A 19,752-nucleotide genomic window follows, 5' to 3' on the forward strand; every position below is an offset into this window, starting at 1 on the left:
AAAAAAGTGAGGTATCTACCTCACTTTTTTATTTGAGTAATCGCTGTTTAAAGCGATATGAAAACATTTTGATAACGTAGTAACAACATCTTTATAATTTATAAAAAAGAGTTTGGTAGGTAAAATGGCAGAGTAAGAAGTAATATTTTCTTTAGCGAATACACAATCGTCATAAAGTAAGCTAATGTGTACCTGTTGTAAAGGTTTTATTTGGTTTTGTTTTAAGTATAAAACTAAATCATTATAAAGTTGCGTACTATACTCACTTACAGACCATTCTAATGAATGCTGACCTACTATGCTAGTCCACCATACTTTAAAACTACACAGTAATTCTTTAAAAGATTCCTCATTACATAATTGAGTGTCAAAAAGCTTCTCGTAAAATATATGATTCTCCTCGTGAAAAATTTGTAAATCATATCTGTCGTTAGCAGTTTGCTTACGAAGAGTCAGCCATAATTCTTTGAAGTTTGTTTTAAAGTCAGTGGAGAAATGTAATGTTTTTGTTATGTAAGGAAAACGAAAATTTTCTTTTTTTCCTTTTTGATTGAGATAAATATTTTGAATGTAAATCATAAAGTTTAAACAATGTGGCGTATTAGTATATATGATAAACGAATCTGTCATTTTCGTTCTCTCCTTAAGTAATGTCTTTTATGAATCTATTTCTTTAGTATACAAAGAAATGTGAATTAATGGTATAAAAATCAATTTGTCCCATTTTTCTTTTAGAATAATATTCATGTTATTGTGCATTAAGGGAATGGTAATAAATAGGATAGTGAAATAAAAAACTGAAAATTAAATCTTTTATTTCTTTTGTAATTAATATAAAATTCTATATATATCATATAAATAAATTTGATACATAATGATTTTGCATAGAAATGTTAATAGAATGAAGCGAGGGAGCGAAATGAGACAGAAAAAGGAGCAGAAAAAACAATCGAAAAAGAAAAAGACTCATATTCCATTTCGGTTAAATGTACTATTTTTTATTGTCTTTCTTTTATTTTCAGCTATTATAATTCAATTAGGTAAAGTACAAATCATTGATGGAGAAACGTATAGAAATGAAGTAAACAAAAAGGAAGATGTAACGGTAGAGCACTCCCGTTCCTAGAGGGAAAATGTTTGATCGGCAAGGTCACGTTATTGTAAATAATAAACCATTGCGAACCGTTACATATACGAAAATGAGAGGAGTAGACTCGAAAGAAGTTTTACAGGTAGCAAAAGATTTAGCTAAGCTAATTGAAATGTCGCAAGAGGACATGGATAAGTTAACAGAGACAGATAAGAAAGATTTTTGGATGCAGTTAAATGAAAAGCGGGCAGCAGCGAAAGTAACGAAAGAAGATGAGAGTAAATTTAGAAAGCAAGAAATAGAAGGAAAAGAGTTAGATAAAAAAGTAGAAGAACTGCGCCGGGAAAGAATTACACAAGAAGAATTAAATGAGCTTTCAAAGGAAGATATAGAAGTATTAGTAATTAAAAGCAAAATGAATGCGGGATATAAAATGACGCCGCAAATCGTTAAAAAAGATGTAAGTCAAAATGAATATGCTGTCGTTAGTGAAAGGTTGGCAAGTTTACCGGGGGTAGATACAACAGTAGATTGGGAACGTGAATACCCAAATGATAAAATACTGCGCTCTATACTCGGTAGCGTTTCTAATGAAAATGAAGGGTTGCCAAGAGAACAATTAGATTATTATTTAGTTCGTGATTATAATCGAAACGACCGTATTGGTAAAAGTTACATCGAAAAACAATACGAAGATGCACTACATGGAACGAAAGAACAGTCTAAAAATATTATGGATAAAGCAGGGAAGATTGTTCGAACTGAAAAAGTGACTGAAGGAAAAAGTGGAAATAACTTGATGTTAACAGTCGATATGGATTTACAGAAAAGAGTAGAGGGAAGCCTTGAAAAGAATTTACGAGCTTTTCATGCTGCAGAGCCGATGATGGATCGTGCGTTCGTAGTAATGATGAATCCGAAAAACGGTCAAATTTTATCAATGGCAGGAAAGAAAATTGTAAATAAAGATGGCGGTATGCAAATAGAAGATTATGCACTAGGAACGATGACAAGTTCTTATGAGTTAGGGTCAACTGTAAAAGGTGCTACTTTATTAACTGGATATCAAACAGAAGCGATTAAGCCGTATACACATTTCTTTGATGCACCAATGTATTTTAAAGGAAGTTCTAAGCCGAAGAAATCGTGGAAAGAATTTGGGGATATTGATGATTTAAGAGCTTTGCAAGTGTCATCGAACGTTTATATGTTTAATACGGCTTTAAAAATGGCAGGCATTAATTATGTCCCAAACAATCCATTAGACATTAAACAAGAAACATTTAATAAAATGCGCTACTATTTTAGACAATTTGGCCTAGGTGTGTCGACTGGTATTGACCTGCCAAATGAATCAATTGGTCAAGTAGGTAGAACTGATAACATACCCGGATTTTTACTTGATTACGCGATTGGACAGTATGATACATATACGCCGCTTCAGCTTGCGCAATATATTTCAACCATTGCAAATGGCGGTTACCGAATGAAACCACAAATTGTACAAGAAGTTAGAGAGCAACCGAATAGACCAGAGGATGTAGGAAAAGTCGTTCGGTCGATTGAACCAGTTGTATTAAATCGAGTGGATATGGACACTTCGTACATTAATCATGTAAAAGAAGGATTTAGAAGGGTTTTTCAAGAAGCTGACGGAACAGGTACTGGAACGTTTAAAGGTTTACCATATAAACCAGCGGGAAAAACAGGAACAGCTGAGACAGTATATGGTGGAGAAAGTGATATTGGAAGAGATGAGAACAACAACAGAAAAAAATGTTATAATTTAACTCTTGCCGGTTATGCGCCATATGATGCTGATCCGGAAATAGCCTTTTCAGTTGTTGTGCCATGGGTGAATGATGATAAATCAGGAATTAATTCTGCCATTGGTAAAGAGATTTTGGATGCGTATTTTGAATTAAAAACAAATAGATCAAATGCAAATTCAATTCCAGTAGAACAACCGAACAAGGCACAGTAAAAATAGTATCACTGCATGGAAACTTATTGTGCAGTGATATATTTTTTGAGTTAAAAAGCGCTTTATAAGGTGGGAATGGATATGAAAAAGGAGATTAAGAGAGGCTGGGGAAAGTACATACTATTTATATTGGTGATAGTCATAGGCTACCATTCTTTTACTTTATGTAAGGTGGAAGGGGAATCGATGCAGCCGACTTTATATGAAGCAGACTACGTATTTGTAAATAAAGCAGCAGTACGTCTTTCTAATTTACAACACGGAGAAATTGTCATTATAAAAGAAGAGGATGAATCGAAATATTATGTGAAACGTGTAATAGGGCTTCCGGGTGATGTAATTAACATAACGAATGGAAAGGTATATGTGAACGATAAAAAGCAAGAAGAACCATATACGAACAAAGATTTATTTAACAACACACAAGTGTTTTATAACTTTCAAAAGACAAAAATTCCACCAAATAAGTTATTTGTAATGGGAGATAACCGCGAAGTAAGTAGAGATAGTCGCAATGGCTTAGGATATATTGAAGAAGATAACATAATTGGCAAGGTGGAATTCGTATATTATCCTTTTTCAAAAATGAAAATGATAGAATCAGTGGGGGATGAATCCCTCACTGATTAAAGTTTCACTTTATTTTCTTTAAAAACCCTTTTGGATTAAATGATATGAAAAATTTATGTTTAGAGTCGTCGATTATGAAGTTATTATTTTTTGTTAAAAACTCATCTACAGCTTCCATCGGGCCAGGACCCCAATCAGGAAGAAGTGGATTTCCATTAATGGAGGTATCTTCTACAATTATATAACTGCCAGTAGTGACGATAGATTTATATAGTAAGAGTTCTTTGGATACATGTTCTTTACTATGATCAGAATCTAAAATAACTAAAATCACATCATCAGGTTTGCGCATACTTACTATTGTTTGAACGGCCTGCACAGAAACAGAAGAGGCTGTTAAATACGTAATCCGATTATGTGATGGCCGATTTGGCTGCGGAGTTATATCGATAGTAAGTACGTGACCTTTTCCAATTAAATCTAACATAGAAGCTAAATACAGTGCACTACCACCATGAAAAGTCCCGCATTCAATAATTAAATCGGGCTTTAATTCATAAATGATTTCTTGATACAAAAAGAGATCAGAGGGAAGTTTACAGATTGGAACCCCGAGCCAGTGTGTATCGTTTAACCACACAAGGCTGTTGTAATATTGGTTTAAAAATTCATTGCTTATAGTATCGATTTTAAATTCTCCTTTCTAAAAAGGATTCTCTCGTTTGACGTAAAGTGTTTACGCATGAAAGTTGTACTATATATTATGTAGTAAGGAATTGTAAGGCGAGTGTTTTTACTTGAAAATAAGCCAAATAACTCATGTGGAAAATGAAAGGAAATGATTGTATGTACAAGTACACAATTTGCTTTATTAGAAAAAGCGATAAAATACTGCTATTAAATAGAAATAAAAAGCCGAATATGGGGATGTGGAATGGTGTCGGAGGAAAAATAGAAGATAATGAAACGCCATACGAAGGAATAATTAGAGAAACATTTGAGGAAACGGGCATAGAACTTTCAAGTGTAACGTATAAAGGGACTGTTGTTTTTAAAGGTAAAGATGAGCCCCAGGCTAATGAAGGAATGTATGTGTTCGTTGCTGATTTGCCAGATGAAATGCAGATGAATACACCATTTCGTACGGCTGAAGGATTATTAGAATGGAAAGAAATTGATTGGATATTAGATGGTGATAATAGAGGTGTAGTTAGCAACTTACCAAAATACTTACCGACAGTATTAACAGAAGAAAATAAGTTAAAACATATATTCACGTACGATAACCGGAATATTATTAATTACACAACTGCATATTTGACAGAAGATGATACGAACAAGCGATATGAAAAACAACTTGTTTCTCAATAGAAGAGGAAAGTGAAAAATCACGTTTTTGCTCTCATTATATATGCGAGGTGATTATATGTTTCAGAAATACAACTCATTGGTCATAATTGTAATATGTATGATATAACTTTTCTTATGATGAAAGAGTAGAGAACATACGTAAACGGAGCAAAAAGGAGGTGGCTATGCCACCTCCTTTTTGCTAGCTGCGAATCGCCTTAGTCATAAATCGATGTTGCTTCACATCAAAATATCCTTTTTGCAAGATGCTCTCATGTATGCGATATAAATCCTCATAATATCTTTCGACAGTAAAATCAGGAATTTGCCACGGAATCGCTTTTAAATAATAGACGATAGCGCCAATATCATAAAAGCGTTGGAAAGGGAATTCTTCCCTTGCTTCTAAAATAGTAAATCCATTTTGCTTTAACTCACTGCATGCTGTTTCGAGAGACCAACTTGCAAAGTCGCTATTTAGTGTTGAGCCAAACTGCTCATTAAGTTCCGCGCAATCAAGACCGCCAACTTGTTGTGTAAGAAAAACGCCACTTGGAGAAAGGATTCTGTTTACCTCAGAAGCAGCATACGATTCATGTTGATTTATAATTAAATCAAACTGCCCATCTTGAAATGGTAATGCAGTATCATCAGTTACTTCTAAAACAGTAACTCCTAAAGGCTCTAATTTGTTTTGAGCAATTGACACGTTTGGAGTGTAGCCCTCAGTAGCGAATATAGTTGACGGGAACGGTTGTAACATAGATAAAAACTCTCCGCCGCCAGTACCCATATCGAGCATTGATTCTGCACATTGCATAAGCTGAAAAGCAGTGCTGCCGTACGACCACGATAAAGGCTCGCTCTTCATTCGACCCGTTTCTGAAATGAAAGAAAAATCCCAGCCGCTAAAGTTTGTATTTGCACTTTTTAATAAAGTTAAAAATAATGGATTACGTTTCATAATTATTTCCTCCTATTTCGTAAATGAATGATATGATGAGAAAAGAAAAAGGGAGGACCTCTTATGAAAGAGAGGCAGTTTTACGTTTCGTGTTCGAATAGATTCATATAGATTCGCTCCTTGTGAGAATGGTAATTTATATATTCGGGATAACCGAGTGGAAATCATTTGAAATTATGGGAGAAGGTAGTTGTTTAATGAAAGATTGGATGGAGTGTACAGAAAAAGGGTGCACTCAAACTTTAGAAAAGGTATTTAGTAAACTTAAATTTCCGCCCAGCCCTTTTATGAGATATGTGATATTTCTCACTACTATTAAGTAACAATAAAGTCGTACTGTTTATAAAAGAAGTGACGTTTTTGTATCCCTTTGGATTTACTTAACTATGGGATAAGAAAAGAAGTAGACATATAAACTGAATATAAAAACGCTTTAATTCTTTGAAAACATTCCATAACTTAGTATTTTTATATATGGATAATTTGTTTGTACGAAAAGAGGAATAAGATGTTTATACAAAAGTATAAGGGTTTGATGCTAGGGATAGTTGGTGCTGTATTAGGAGTAATATCCTTTGTTTATTTTAAAGATTTAGATTATATATAAGACGGGCCTTAAGTTATTATCTGTAACATTAATCATTATAGGTCGGGTTATTGCCTGTGATTCGACCCGTTCCAATAAAAAAGAGAATAATAATGTATAAGATTATTATTATATAAATTTAGCTTGTTGAGCATGGGGAATACTAATCTTACAAAATTGTAAGATTAGAAGTCACATAGTTAGATAGAAGTCATTAACTTATGAAAAAAACTCATCTATAATCCAGATATAAATCATTTACTAAAGGAGTATTCTAATGAAAAAAATTATCAGTTATACGGTTGTTATTGCTATTTTTATAGGAATAGGATTAGGAGTAAAACGTTATGTGCAAGGTCCAGGACAACCAGTCGATGGGATTCTAGTTAGTGGTACTGCAACTGACGTAGAAAAAGTTAAACAAGAGTTTAAAGATGACACTAAACAATCAATAGACTATAAGATAAAGTACGTCACAACAACAAAAAGGATTCCATTATCAGAAGAAGATAAGAAACAAAATGATACAAATGAAGAATTTGAAATCAACACTACAGAATATGCAGTTATTAATAGTTCTACCGCGGTAAAATTATTTAATAAGGGACTTCTAAGAGCTAGAAAAGATCCAAATTCAGCATCTATTATTTCTGAGAGGGTGAAAGATAAAAATAAAGTATCTAGTGATCAGAATCTATTATTTTCTTATGCGGGTGATAATTCTACGGTTGATAATTTTGAAAATAACCAGTTGAATTTGAACGATAAGATAGTACCTGCTCAGTATGTTAAACAGCAAATTTGGATTGGGTATGTTCCAATGAACCTTGTTATTCTAAACGACCAAGAATATAATACACTTTCTGAATCAGAGTCAATAATGAAATTGATTCAATTTCAAAAACGTAATTTTGATTATAAAAACAAACAAGAAGTAGACAAAGTTTTACAACAGGTTGATAAGCTCTCTTCGAATAATCAGAATAAAATAAACTTTGTAGAGGTACAAGACTAAATTAAAATGAAAATAAGGTGATATGAGTGGAAATCGTAAGAATAGAGGATGTCGTCAAAAGTTATGGTGAAGGCAATAGTAGGGTAGATGCTTTGAAGGGAATAAACCTTACAATACATCAGGGGGAATTTGTTTCAATCGTAGGAGCTTCTGGCTCAGGTAAAAGTACATTGTTGCATATTTTGGGAGGGTTGGACCGTCCGAGTTCAGGACAAGTATTTATTGGAGAGAACAATATTTATAATTATTCAGATAATGAACTTTCGATATTTAGAAGAAGAAAAGTTGGTTTTATATTTCAGTTCTTTAATTTAATTCCTGTATTGAATGTGCAAGAGAATATAGCTTTGCCCACTTTACTAGATAATGAACCTGTAGATAATCCTTATATGGACGAAATTATTGAAATTCTGGGACTTCATGAAAGACGAAATCATTTACCATCTGAATTATCAGGAGGTCAGCAACAACGGGTTTCGATTGGGAGGGCACTTATAAATCGCCCACATTTAATCTTAGCTGATGAACCTACAGGAAATCTTGATACTCAAAATACAAAAGAAGTCATGGATTTATTAAGATTGACAGCAAAAAAATATAATCAAACTATTGTATTGATTACTCACGATTTAAAAATTGCATCAACTTCTGATCGTATTATTACAATTGAAGATGGCCAAATCATTTCTGATCAGTGGCTAGCTACGAATAAGCCTTAAGACGGGAGGAAACTAATCTTGATTGGTAATTATAAACAATTAAGCAGGAGATACTTAAAGGGAAATAAGAAACGAACAATTTTAACTTTGATTGGAATCGTACTCTCTGTATCGTTAATTTCTACAATCGGCCTATTTATGAACGGTACTCAGATTTCTCAAATCGAGAATACGAAAAAGAGGCAAGGGTATTCTTTTCATGCCGTTGTATTAAATTACGATGAATCGATATTGAAAAAAATTAAATATAACTCGCAAATTGAATCATTTGGTTTAATGTCACAGGGAGAAACAGTCCAAGTTGGAGAGGCTGCTGTACAAATGAATTTTGCTGATGATAACGCCTTGGAATTTTTAAAATACAGTATTATTAAGGGCAGATTGCCATCTAATGATCAAGAAGTTGCTGTTGATCCCTGGGTATTACCTTATATAAAAGAAAATATTCAAATAGGTGATTCATTCGAATTAAATGAAAAAAAATACAAATTGGTTGGTTTTCTAAGTGATAGTACATATACACAGGAGAATAAGGTGGGACGGTTACTAACCTATAAGAGTAAGTTTAGCGCTCGTGAAGGGAAAATATTAGTTGGAATTAGCTCAAAAGCAAACTTTAATGAGGTTTTAGAGGGACTCAAGACCATTTCCGGAGAGAATAATATTAATATAAGTAATGAATTAATTCAATTAGAGAAACCAGGTTACAATAATTCGATTATGGCTACGCTAATTATTACAATCAGCATTGTTGTGATAGCGACAATTGTTGTGATTTACAACGCTTTTCAAATCAGTGTCGTAGAACGAACGAGGCAGTTTGGCTTGTTGAGAAGCATTGGTGCAACACGAAAGCAAATTAGACAAATCGTTCTGAGAGAAGCTACTTTTCTGGCTGTCATCGCTATACCAATTGGAATTATATGTAGCCTAATAGCACTTGCCTCTCTGCAGTTCACTTTTTCACTTTTAATGGAAAATAGTAAAGCGGTCTCGATATTCCATGTCGATTGGAATATTTTACTAATCAGTTCGATTATTACCTTGCTTTCTGTAATAGCGTCAAGTTTGTACCCAGCTTATTTTGCAGGGAAAATCTCCCCTTTGTTGGCAATTAGTAGCAGGTTGTCAATTAAAAAGGAACAAATCAAAAAACAAAAGAATTCCATGGTGAAAAAACCTTTATCTATTCCTTTGAGCATGGCTATGAAAAATGTTAAGCGAAATAAAAATCGCTATACCATTACAATCTTATCAATTATTATAAGTAGTGTGTTATTTATTACTTTCTCGTATTTAATGAGTGTTGCATTTGCATCTAAATCTTTTGATAAGTTATCTGTTAAATCGGATATTACAATTAAGATAGAGGATAATAATCCAGATCATTTAGCTGAGAGTGAACAAGTTTTGCATCAATTGAAATCACTTGAAAATATATCTAAAGTATACGAAAAAAAGGAGAATAGCTTTGAAACTAAATTAAAGGATGTAACTCAATCTTCCGCGACAGTAAAGGAAATAGAAAACACGATTGGAAAAAGATATTCCATTACAATCGTAAATAATTATCAAGAAAATAAAACAAAAAAAGAAGAAAAACTTACTTTACAAGTGCTTGCATATGGTTTCATCACAGTCATTTCTTTAATTAGTAGCGTTAATATCCTCAATACTATAACTATAAGTATCATGACTAGACGAAAAGAATTGGCCGCGTTGAAATCCATTGGTATGTCACAAAAGGATTTGAAAAAAATGATTACCTATGAAGCTTTGATTTACGGTTTTTCTGGAAGTTTACAAGGAATCTTTTTTAGCTGTATATTGTCTTATATTATATATTTAGCTATATCTAATATGTTGAAAATGACATGGACAATTCCCTATGAGGCTTGTATCATTACGTTTGTTTCAGCTTTAATAATTAGTTATTTATCAGTCTTAAATCCATTGAAAAAAATTCAACAAGATAATATTATTGATAATATCAGAGAACAATAATATTATAAGCCTGGCTAGATTATAGCCAGGCTATTGTAATTGGAATATAAGCTAGGGGAAAAAAGGAGAGGGCATACTTGAATAAAAAAATATTACTAGTTGAAGATGATGAAGCTCTTGGCATAGCCATCGAATTTTCATTGAGAAATGAAGGTTATGAGGTGATTAGAGCGTCCAGTGTAAAAGAAGCTAAACACCAGTTTGTTCACAATACATTTGATTTGTCCATCCTTGATATCGGCCTACCAGATGGTAATGGTTATGACTTATGTTTGTATTTTAAAAAGAAAAACGAGAATTCGATTATTATTTTCTTAACTGCACTAGATGAAGAAGCAAATGTGGTAATGGGGCTGGATATAGGCGGTGATGATTATATAACCAAACCTTTTCGGGTTAGGGAACTCATGGCCAGAGTGAAAGTACAATTGCGTAAACAAGCGTCGCTAGAAACGCCATCTCAAATTTTAAGATCTGAGAATATAAGAATCGATACGAACCTAGTCAAGGTTTATAAAAATTGTGAAAGTATTACATTGACGAATTTAGAATACAAGCTGCTATTGAATTTCATGAAGAATTCTCACAAAGCATTAAAAAGAGATGAACTCCTACAACAAATAACAGAAGGAGAAAATGTTTTTTTTGATGAAAACACGTTATCTGTATACATAAAGCGTTTAAGAGCTAAAGTTGAAGACAATCCTCAAAAACCACAGTTTATCGTTACCGAAAGAGGATATGGTTATCGTTGGAGCAAGGACGTGATTGGGTGAGCAAGATAATGAAAAATACCGAGTTAAAAAGCTATATGACGATACTAGCCGTCCTTTTATCTATATTTGTGATTTACCAATTTATTATTCAACAATTATTTTATGATCATTTGAAAAGAGACTCTATTGCAACATGGGGGGAAATTACAGCTAGGTTGGTAGAGCAGAATCCAGAAAATGAAGCGGAAATTATGAAAGTCTTATCAAGTCATTCGTCTCACTCAAGTAAATATCAGGAAAAAGGGACAGAGATCCTAAAGCAATATGGATTATATGAAGACTTGGATTCAAAATTTTTTCCTCACTTAAATAATCTAATTATTAATCACAATCAATTTATGATGTGGGGATTGATTGCTTTTGGATTTTTACTTTTTGTTGCAAACTACATGCAACAAAAAATTATTTTCAATAAGATTAGCCAGCTTACTAGAGCTGCAAAAAAGATAATCGAGGGAGATTACTCGGTTGTCATCAATGAAAATAAAGAGGGGGATTTCGCGAAACTGGCGATTTCATTTCGTTCAATGAGGGATATCATTAGAAAAAATATGCATGATTTGCTTGAAGAGAAACGGTTTTTAGGAGAAATGTTGCAGGATATATCTCATCAGTTAAAAACGCCGCTTTCAACTATTTCTATCTATAATGAAATGTTGTTAAATGAGAAACTATCCCGAGAGCAACAAGCTCAATTACTACAAAATAATGATATTCAGATTTCTAGAATGAATGTCTTAATTCAGAATTTGTTAAAAGTAGCAAAAATTGATGCAAAAGCGATTTCGTTTGATAAAGAGCCAGGGAATTTAGTAGATACGACTGAGGAAGTACTAAATCGCTTGCAAAGCATGATAAGTGATAAAAATATTTTGATTGATTGGAATGCACCAAGAGAAATAGTCGTTATTCACGACAAATTATGGATGCAGGAAGCTTTGTTAAACCTGTTGAAGAATGCAATCGAACATTCTAAACCCGGTGGTAAAATAATGATTCAGGCCAAAAATTCTCCAATCTATACAGAACTAGTAATCCAAGACTTTGGAGAGGGAATTTCAGCTGAAGAATTACCTCATATTTTTGAACGATTCTATAAATCAAGTAGTTCTAAAAAGCACGGATCGACCGGAATTGGATTGGCACTTGTCAAAGCTATTATAGAGGCACATCACGCCTTAATTACAGTTGAAAGTGAAAAAAATGCTTATACAAAATTTACAATTATTTTTATGAAATTTTAATAACAGTTTGGTATATATTTTAATCTTTTTAATATAAAGGGGTTTTTTTATGTTTAATAGATTGAAGTGTTTTCTTTTATCTGAGAAAGAAATAGTTGATACTGTGAAAAAATACAAGGAGGAAAAAATACACGTTTCCATAATAAAAGATTTTTTAGGGGATTTAATCTTAATAAGAACTTTTACATTTTTAATGTTTGTTCCAATATCAACTTTTATTTTTTCAGTTATAATTTATGGAGCTGTTTTCTTTTTATCAGGCATTAAGATTACTGTTTGGGGCATCACTATAATGTTATTAGTTCCAATAACATTACTTTTCTATATGAATATAACTAATACATCAATTATTATTACTGATTTAGTGAGAAAATTTTTATTAACCATAAAATATCTAAATCCATTTTACTCAATCATAAATAAACCTTGGCTCTTTATTTTTGAATTATTAATTGGTTTTTTATATGTATTTCTACTATCTTTATTTTCTATTTGGATAGTATTACATTCATTAGAAATAGATTTTTCTGAATTTAGTTCGGAGGATAATCGAAGTTTTCAATTTTCAATTATTATTTTACATACAGCAATTTATTTGTTTATAAGAGTTCATGGTCAGTATTGTAAGACAACTAAGCAAAAAATTAAAAAGTTGAAAATGAAGTTTTATTTATGGTTTTGTTCTATGATTGCAAGTATTGTATATATATTTGAATCACTCTTTAATTATATGAATGGAATCCAAGCAATTTATTTTATTTTTGTTTTAATGATTGCTTTAGAAAGAACAGTGACACATTATAAGAAATTTATAGATTTTTTAGAATGTGAAAATTTGTATGAAAAATATTTTTAGAGAGAAAAGTCTTTTGAAATATAAAAAGTTATACCTACTAAATACTGGACGAGTAAAAAAACGCTATTCTTTTTCTAGAATCATAGGAAAGGATAGCGTTTTTGTTTAATATACTCAAAAACAAAAATCTTTTGGTAAAGTACCATTTTTAATAACTGTTCTTAACCCATGTTTTATAATCCAAGGATTAATAGGATGCTGTTTATCACGTAATTGCTGTAACCATTGAAAAACGAGTTCTTTATCTTCTTTCGTAATATCGTTAATATGATTGGCTACTGATTTTTGGACATATTTAGAAGTATCATTCATTAATGGTTCAAGAAGCTGTAAATTGTACTTAAAGTCACCTTTCAGAGCTCCTATTTTTTTAGCCCAAGGAAGCCTTGGTCTTGTACCTTCAGAAACTAATCTTCTAATGTGGCTGTTTTCGTCATGAATCCACTGTTGTATTTTCTGGTCCTAATGTTTTCAGTAATATATGTATTGCTGCATTAAAATCTTTTTGTAAAGCATTTTGTAATTCATCTGCTATTACTTCAATACGTTGTTTTAACTCTAAACCTTCAACTTTACATGTTACAGAGGTTACAAAGTTTTTTTTAGAGAAATTCGGATCGTATTTACAAATAGAATCAGCTATTTTTTCTGCTAATTCTTCGCTAAATAAAAATTTTAACGGAACATAATTATCCATTTTTTCACCTCGGTGGTCAAATGAAAACAATTTTTATTTTTTAATCGACAATCCATAAACTAACGTCTCACTCGGAGTCGTAATACTAAAACCAGTCGTCTTATAATCAAGCTTCACTGTATCACCAGTGTAGTCTTTCGTGAATGAATCCATTTGTACGATAAGCTCTGCATCTTCATATACAACATCATCTGCGTTATATGTATCCCAAATTAAATCGACATCAACGAAAATACTACAAGAGTTTGTCATTGTCCCTCTAATGCGAATGATCTTTTTGTCTTCACGTTCTAATCTATGTATAGCTGCTTTTGCTTCATCAGTAATACGAATGTTCATAGTATCCCAACCTTTATTTATATTTCCTTTATTATTGCAAAAACAGGAGCAATAGGGAAGCAAAGAGGTTTGCAACAAAAAACGAGCAAACAAATTTGTTTGCTCGTTTCACTTTATTTTAGTTCACATTTATCAAGTGGAATCACTTTTGTTTTTTTCGTAAATTTATATCCTAACCATAGTACTAAGAAGAGTGGTAAACCGATGTAAGAAACGAGTACGCCATTCCAATCGATTGATTCACCCATAAATGCCCCGTAGTTTTGTCCTAAAATTACGATGATACAAAGTGTAAATGCGAAGATTGGACCAAATGGGAACCATTTTGCTCTATATGGTAAGTCATTTAAATCTTTTCCTTGTGCGATATATGCTTTACGGAAACGGTAATGACTAATTGCGATTCCAACCCATGCGATAAAGCCAGACATTCCAGATGCGTTTAATAACCAAATGTATACAACACCGTCACCGAATAAAGAAGCAATGAAAGCAATACTACCAACAATTGACGTTACGATTAACGCGTTAACAGGTACACCGCGGCTATCTAATTTGCCTAAGAATTTTGGTGCTTTTCCTTGGCGAGCTAAATCCCAAAGCATACGAGTTGATGCATACATACCAGAGTTACCAGCAGATAGTACAGCAGTTAAAATAACAGCGTTCATAACAGAAGCAGCAAAGGCAACGCCCGCTTTTTCAAAAATAAGTGTAAATGGACTTACTGTTACATCACTTGCTGCAAGGCTTTCAGTTGTATAAGGAATTAATAAACCGATAACGAGAATCGCAAGGATATAGAATAAAAGAATACGCCAAAAGATCGAACGAATTGCTTTCGGAATATTACGTTCTGGATCAGATGTTTCACCAGCAGCTACTCCTAATAATTCAGTTCCTTGGAAAGAGAAACCAGCTGCCATAAATACACCGATAATTGCCATGATACCGCCGTTAAATGGTGCATCTGCAACAGTGAAGTTTTTGAATCCAACCGTTTCGCCGCCCATAATTCCGAAAATCATCATGAAACCAACAATTAAAAAGATAATAATAGTAACTACTTTAATAAGTGCGAACCAATATTCAGATTCACCAAACCCTTTAACAGATAAGTAGTTTAAAAGGAAAATAATAGCTAAACATAATCCGCTCCAAATAAGAGAAGGGGTATCCGGGAACCAAAATTTCATAATTAATGTTACGGCCGCTAGTTCTGCCGCAATTGTAATTGCCCAGTTATACCAATAGTTCCATCCAAGTGCAAAGCCAAGTGATGGATCAACAAATTTTGTTGCATACGTGCTAAAAGATCCAGTAACAGGCATGTAAGCTGCAAGTTCAGCTAAGCTTGTCATTAAAAAATAAACCATAATTCCAATTGCGGCGTATGCAATTAATGCGCCACCAGGTCCAGCTGTATGGATGACACCACCGCTGGCAAGAAATAGTCCGGTACCAATTGTACCACCGAGAGAAATCATCGTAAGGTGCCTTGATTTTAGACCGCGTCTTAATTCACCTTTTCCTTGTGTAGTTTGCGTTTTAGAGGTAGATTGATTTGTTGCGCTATTCATGTTCAACACTCCTTTTCTTGTAGGTTAGGAAGGAGCGGGGGAGAAAAATACAAAAAACCGCCAAAGGAATTTGGCGGAACGTTTCACAAATAACCACCCCATCATACCCTTCCGTTAAGATAGCACCCCACGTTTACACGGTAATTTTGTAAACGTGACAGTTCTGTTCCTTTCGGAGACAGCCCCAGCTCATATTTCCAGAGAAGAAATATAAACTTCGGCAACTTTTCCTTTCAAACGGAGTCAGCTGACATTCTCTGTGTCTCGTCCGTTTTACTATTAAAAGTCGCAACCTCTACCTCATCGGATTGATGAGGATTTATATATTGCTAAGATTTTTAATATATGGCAATTGTAATGACTTTCTGAATATATTGCAAGATATTTTGTAGGAAAAAATCAAAAAATATCGGTTATTGTATAGGAAACGCTTGCAAAACTCCACCCGAACCAACTATTATGTAGCAATAAGCAAAGAAAAAATTGTTATACAAATGTTTCGCAAAAAATATTGAAAAATCCTTTAAATTAAAAGAAAATTCAGAAAAATATAATTCGACATTCATGATAAGGTCATATTATTTGTTATAATTAGAGTAACGTTTAAGCAAAAAGGGGAAATCAAAATGAAATTAGAAACAGAAAGGCTCTATATAGTGCCGTGTACAGAAGAGAGGATTCAAGTCGCTAACGAGCAAGGATATAATAGCGGTCCGCATATTGTGGGGCATGTAGGGAATATAAAACAAGATGCGGATTTATTATCATGGGGGGCGTGGTATGTTCTTCGGAAAGAAGATGATATCGTTTTAGGTGATATTGGGTTTAAGGGGAAACCAAATGAGAATCAAACAGTAGAAATCGGTTATGGATTTATTGAGAAATATTGGAATCAGGGCTATGCAACAGAAGCTGTAAGAGAACTAATCGATTGGGCTTTCAAAACAGGAGAGGTAGAAACAATAATTGCAGAGACACTCCTAGATAATTATAGTTCGATGCGTGTTTTAGAAAAGTTACATATGAAGAGAGTAAATGCTACAGAAACGATGATTAATTGGAAAATAGAAAAATAAAAAATACCGCTCTAAATTGGGCGGTATTTTTATAGTTATGGTAGCATTTGCTTCTGATCATTCGGATACTCAGCCGTTGATGCGTTAGGCCGATTGGAATGATTTCGAACAGCAATGAGAATAGAAATAATAACGACAAGACCAACTGCAACGTAAGAAAGTGAAATAATAGTTGGATCCACTTTAAATGTAGTAAGCAGTGTACGAATATTTGTGAAGATAATAAGACCGCCAACTAATACGCCAAGTAAATGTGCTGGAACGATGCGAACTAACCATGCAGCAATTGGTGCAGCGACAATACCGCCAAGCATTAACGCAAATACCCAAACCCAGCTTACTTGTTCCCAGCCAAGTGAGATGAAGAAGCCAATTGTTGCAGCGAGTGAAACAGGAAACTCACTCGTATCTACAGATCCGATAACTTTTCTCGCTTCATTTCCTCTTGCTAAAAGTACAGGTGTCGTAATCGGACCCCAGCCACCACCACCAGTTGAATCAACGAATCCAGCGAATAAGCCAAGCGGCACAAGTTGTTTTGCAGACATACGTTTTTTTGAAGCAACAATTTGTTTTTGAATGATGAATCGTAATAAAATATAAACCCCTAAAGTAAATAAAAATACAGAAATGTACGGTTTAATGACATCACCAGGTAAATTGCTTAAAAAACATGCCCCAACAAATGCGCCAATTGCTCCTGGCAATGTAAGCCTGGAAACTGTATATTTATCAACATTTCCAAATTTGATATGAGATGCACCAGAAGCCGCGGTTGTAACGACTTCAGCTAAATGAACAGATGCGGAAGCGACAGCTGGTGCAATACCAAACATTAATAATAAAGAGGAAGACGTTACCCCGTACGCCATTCCAAGCGCTCCATCGATTAATTGAGCGAAAAATCCAATAATAGCAAAGACAATTAATTTCTGCATAAAAAATCCCCCTGTAATAATAAATGAAAAAGGCACTTTTCCCGTATGAGAAAAGTGCCTTTGGTTTTTCCAATCAGCAATAATTAAATTTGTTTCATTATAATACATATTAATCTTATAAATCAACTGGGTTTTAAAGTTTTTTGAATTGAATGAAAGAAAAATAAAATATACAATAAAAGGATGGAAAGAAAGGGGAGAAAGACATGTTACGATTTGATCATCTCGTACACGCAGTACATGGTACACCGGAGGAAGCAGCAAAACAAATGCAGGAACTTGGATTTCATACTGTATTAGGCGGAGAGCATACGAATTGGGGTACTTGGAATAGTTTAAGTTATTTTGATTTATCATATATAGAATTTTTAGCAGTTCAACATGAAAAAAAAGCGAAAGAAGCAGAAAATCCGTTAGTACAAGAAACGGTAGTGAAATTACAAGATGGCGAAGGGATGCTACAAATCGCAATTCGAACAGATGCCATTGAAGAATTAGCAGATAAGTTTAGTAAATACGGTTTACAAACAAAAGGACCATTTGAAGGGAAACGTATGAGAAAAGATGGTCGCCTTTTAGAATGGAAAATGTTATTTGTAAAGCAAGAAGAGAACGGGCCGAAATTACCTTTCTTTATACAATGGAATGAAACAGATGAAGAAAGAAGAAAAGATTTACGTAACATTGGAACAATCACGGAACATAAAAACAAGGTACAACAAATTGAAACGGTTCATTATGCGGTGAAAAATGTTCGAGAAACGGTGCAGAAATGGAAAGAAGTAATGGAGTTAACTGCAAGCTCGGTCGTGAAAAATGAAGAATGGAATGCGGAGTGTCAAAGTGTATCGTTTGGTGACATTCATGTGCAGTTTTGTGAACCGGTTGGAGAAGGTCTAGTGCAAGAATACAAAAAAAATCATGGCGAATATCCATTTGCAGTGGAGTTTAAAGGTGAAAATAAACGAGAGCATGAAGTGTTAGGTAGTTTGTACATATATTGATAGAGGTGAACGTTGTGGAAGAAATGCTTAGAGAGATAGAGAGAGAACTAGAATGGCCTCGTATTGTAAAGTGTACAGCTATTTCGAAAGGTTTTTCACATGAAGAGAAATATAAAATAGAGTTAGAAAACACAGTAACATATTTTGTAAAAGTATGTGATGCTGTTCATTTTGAACGTAAACAAGAAGAATATACGTATATGAAACAATTAGAGTTATTACATATTCCAACGCCGAAGTTAATTCATTTCATAAAACTTGAGGAATTAAATAAATGTGTTCAAGTATTTGAATGGGTCCAAGGTGTAAATGGTGAAGAAGGTTTAGGGAAGCTATCGGTGGAAGAACAGTATTATGCAGGAAGAAAAGCAGGGGAAGTATTAAAGAGGATTCATTCAATTGAAAAAGAAAGTGTAAGTAATAAATGGGAAACGGTTCGATGGAATAAGTATGAAAGATATATAGAAGCATTAGAAGGTTACGAGGTGAAATTTCTCGATTTGAAGCCCATATTAACCTTTGTAGAAAATCATAAGTATTTATTGAAAAATCGTCCAATCACCTTTTTACACGATGATTTCCATCCAGCAAATAGTATGATTCATAATAAGGAGTTTATCGTTATCGATTTTGGTGGATATGATTTTGGCGATCCAATACACGATTTCTATAACGTAGCGATTTTTACTACAAGAATAAGTAAACCATTTGCAGTTGGACAAGTTCATGGTTATTGCGGGGGAGAACCGTCACTTCATTTTTGGAAACTGTACTCCTTATATGCAGCAATGACATTCCCAGCGGATATCGTATGGACAAACCGAAGCATGCCCCATTTAGTAGATGATATGAAAGAAAGATTGAACAGAATTTTAGAAGATCATAATCATTTTTCATCCTATATTCCAAAATGGTATCAATCACAACATGAGGATATAATAAACTATAAGTAATGGAGGG

17 protein-coding genes, 3 pseudogenes and 1 riboswitch are annotated in these 19,752 nt (G+C 33.4%); of the genes and pseudogenes, 13 read left to right on the forward strand and 7 right to left on the reverse strand.

Annotated features, from left to right (window positions below):
• Nucleotides 1-15: 15 nt before the first annotated feature.
• The gene (locus tag AC0OM3_RS10100; RefSeq protein ID WP_074594270.1) at nt 16-630 is read right to left on the reverse strand and encodes a hypothetical protein; all 615 of its coding nucleotides are present in this window, start codon (nt 628-630) and stop codon (nt 16-18) included.
• 289 nt (nt 631-919) lie between these two features.
• Between AC0OM3_RS10100 and AC0OM3_RS10105 the strand changes: the two are divergent.
• Together AC0OM3_RS10105 and lepB are read left to right on the forward strand one after the other, a co-directional pair.
• Nucleotides 920-3,074, forward strand: a pseudogene (locus AC0OM3_RS10105) (peptidoglycan D,D-transpeptidase FtsI family protein).
• Nucleotides 3,075-3,155: 81 nt separating this feature from the next.
• Complete coding sequence (gene lepB / locus AC0OM3_RS10110; protein ID WP_474211638.1) at nt 3,156-3,704, forward strand: signal peptidase I; 549 nt, start codon at nt 3,156-3,158, stop codon at nt 3,702-3,704.
• A gap of 4 nt (nt 3,705-3,708) precedes the next feature.
• Here lepB and AC0OM3_RS10115 read toward each other — a convergent pair whose 3' ends face one another.
• Nucleotides 3,709-4,332, reverse strand: a complete 624-nt coding sequence (locus tag AC0OM3_RS10115; RefSeq protein ID WP_277996463.1) for a cephalosporin hydroxylase family protein — start codon at nt 4,330-4,332, stop codon at nt 3,709-3,711.
• 158 nt (nt 4,333-4,490) lie between these two features.
• Between AC0OM3_RS10115 and AC0OM3_RS10120 the strand changes: the two genes are divergently transcribed.
• Complete coding sequence (locus AC0OM3_RS10120) at nt 4,491-5,015, forward strand: NUDIX hydrolase (RefSeq protein ID WP_000280185.1); 525 nt, start codon at nt 4,491-4,493, stop codon at nt 5,013-5,015.
• Between the two features lie 181 nt (nt 5,016-5,196).
• Here the strand turns inward: AC0OM3_RS10120 and AC0OM3_RS10125 are convergent, their stop codons facing one another.
• Nucleotides 5,197-5,958 (reverse strand): class I SAM-dependent methyltransferase, encoded by a 762-nt coding sequence (locus AC0OM3_RS10125; protein ID WP_151522195.1) that lies wholly within the window; start codon nt 5,956-5,958, stop codon nt 5,197-5,199.
• Between the two features lie 508 nt (nt 5,959-6,466).
• Here AC0OM3_RS10125 and AC0OM3_RS10130 point away from each other — a divergent pair.
• The 7 genes and pseudogenes from AC0OM3_RS10130 to AC0OM3_RS10160 all read left to right on the forward strand — a co-directional run bounded on the left by AC0OM3_RS10130 (nt 6,467) and on the right by AC0OM3_RS10160 (nt 13,158).
• Nucleotides 6,467-6,665 (forward strand): annotated as a pseudogene (locus tag AC0OM3_RS10130) (hypothetical protein).
• A 156-nt stretch (nt 6,666-6,821) separates the two neighbouring features.
• Nucleotides 6,822-7,559 carry a lipoprotein BA_5634 family protein gene (locus AC0OM3_RS10135; protein ID WP_474211640.1) on the forward strand — a complete coding sequence of 246 codons (738 nt, stop codon included), beginning with the start codon at nt 6,822-6,824 and terminating at the stop codon, nt 7,557-7,559.
• A gap of 26 nt (nt 7,560-7,585) precedes the next feature.
• Nucleotides 7,586-8,278, forward strand: coding sequence for an ABC transporter ATP-binding protein (locus tag AC0OM3_RS10140; RefSeq protein ID WP_000407084.1), 693 nt, complete (start codon nt 7,586-7,588; stop codon nt 8,276-8,278).
• A gap of 18 nt (nt 8,279-8,296) precedes the next feature.
• Nucleotides 8,297-10,282 (forward strand): ABC transporter permease, encoded by a 1,986-nt coding sequence (locus tag AC0OM3_RS10145; RefSeq protein ID WP_000580037.1) that lies wholly within the window; start codon nt 8,297-8,299, stop codon nt 10,280-10,282.
• 77 nt (nt 10,283-10,359) lie between these two features.
• Nucleotides 10,360-11,058: a response regulator transcription factor gene (locus AC0OM3_RS10150; RefSeq protein WP_001035094.1), complete on the forward strand. Its 699-nt coding sequence runs from the start codon at nt 10,360-10,362 to the stop codon at nt 11,056-11,058.
• Nucleotides 11,059-11,066: 8 nt separating this feature from the next.
• The gene (locus AC0OM3_RS10155; protein WP_000798888.1) at nt 11,067-12,302 is read left to right on the forward strand and encodes a HAMP domain-containing sensor histidine kinase; all 1,236 of its coding nucleotides are present in this window, start codon (nt 11,067-11,069) and stop codon (nt 12,300-12,302) included.
• 49 nt (nt 12,303-12,351) lie between these two features.
• Entirely contained in the window at nt 12,352-13,158 is an 807-nt protein-coding gene (locus tag AC0OM3_RS10160; protein ID WP_000483292.1) for a hypothetical protein, read from the forward strand.
• Nucleotides 13,159-13,272: 114 nt separating this feature from the next.
• Here AC0OM3_RS10160 and AC0OM3_RS10165 read toward each other — a convergent pair.
• The 3 genes and pseudogenes from AC0OM3_RS10165 to AC0OM3_RS10175 all read right to left on the reverse strand — a co-directional run bounded on the left by AC0OM3_RS10165 (nt 13,273) and on the right by AC0OM3_RS10175 (nt 15,774).
• Nucleotides 13,273-13,855 (reverse strand): annotated as a pseudogene (locus AC0OM3_RS10165) (DNA alkylation repair protein).
• A 33-nt stretch (nt 13,856-13,888) separates the two neighbouring features.
• Nucleotides 13,889-14,194: an iron-sulfur cluster biosynthesis family protein gene (locus AC0OM3_RS10170; RefSeq protein WP_046946025.1), complete on the reverse strand. Its 306-nt coding sequence runs from the start codon at nt 14,192-14,194 to the stop codon at nt 13,889-13,891.
• A 113-nt stretch (nt 14,195-14,307) separates the two neighbouring features.
• Nucleotides 14,308-15,774, reverse strand: coding sequence for an amino acid permease (locus AC0OM3_RS10175; protein ID WP_001083381.1), 1,467 nt, complete (start codon nt 15,772-15,774; stop codon nt 14,308-14,310).
• Between the two features lie 112 nt (nt 15,775-15,886).
• Nucleotides 15,887-16,080, reverse strand: a riboswitch (Lysine riboswitch).
• Nucleotides 16,081-16,400: 320 nt separating this feature from the next.
• Between AC0OM3_RS10175 and AC0OM3_RS10180 the strand changes: the two genes are divergently transcribed.
• Complete coding sequence (locus AC0OM3_RS10180) at nt 16,401-16,850, forward strand: GNAT family N-acetyltransferase (protein WP_000764603.1); 450 nt, start codon at nt 16,401-16,403, stop codon at nt 16,848-16,850.
• A gap of 35 nt (nt 16,851-16,885) precedes the next feature.
• Here the strand turns inward: AC0OM3_RS10180 and AC0OM3_RS10185 are convergent, their stop codons facing one another.
• On the reverse strand, nt 16,886-17,896 hold the full coding sequence (locus tag AC0OM3_RS10185; protein WP_474211647.1) for a sulfite exporter TauE/SafE family protein: 1,011 nt from the start codon (nt 17,894-17,896) through the stop codon (nt 16,886-16,888).
• 98 nt (nt 17,897-17,994) lie between these two features.
• On the opposite strand from AC0OM3_RS10185, the gene AC0OM3_RS10190 reads away from it, so the two are divergent.
• Both AC0OM3_RS10190 and AC0OM3_RS10195 read left to right on the forward strand, forming a co-directional pair.
• Entirely contained in the window at nt 17,995-18,792 is a 798-nt protein-coding gene (locus tag AC0OM3_RS10190) for a VOC family protein (RefSeq protein ID WP_474211650.1), read from the forward strand.
• A gap of 14 nt (nt 18,793-18,806) precedes the next feature.
• Nucleotides 18,807-19,745, forward strand: coding sequence for an aminoglycoside phosphotransferase family protein (locus AC0OM3_RS10195; RefSeq protein WP_000392072.1), 939 nt, complete (start codon nt 18,807-18,809; stop codon nt 19,743-19,745).
• The last annotated feature ends 7 nt before the right edge of the window (nt 19,746-19,752 follow it).

This window comes from Bacillus sp. FAU20 (genome assembly GCF_056033865.1).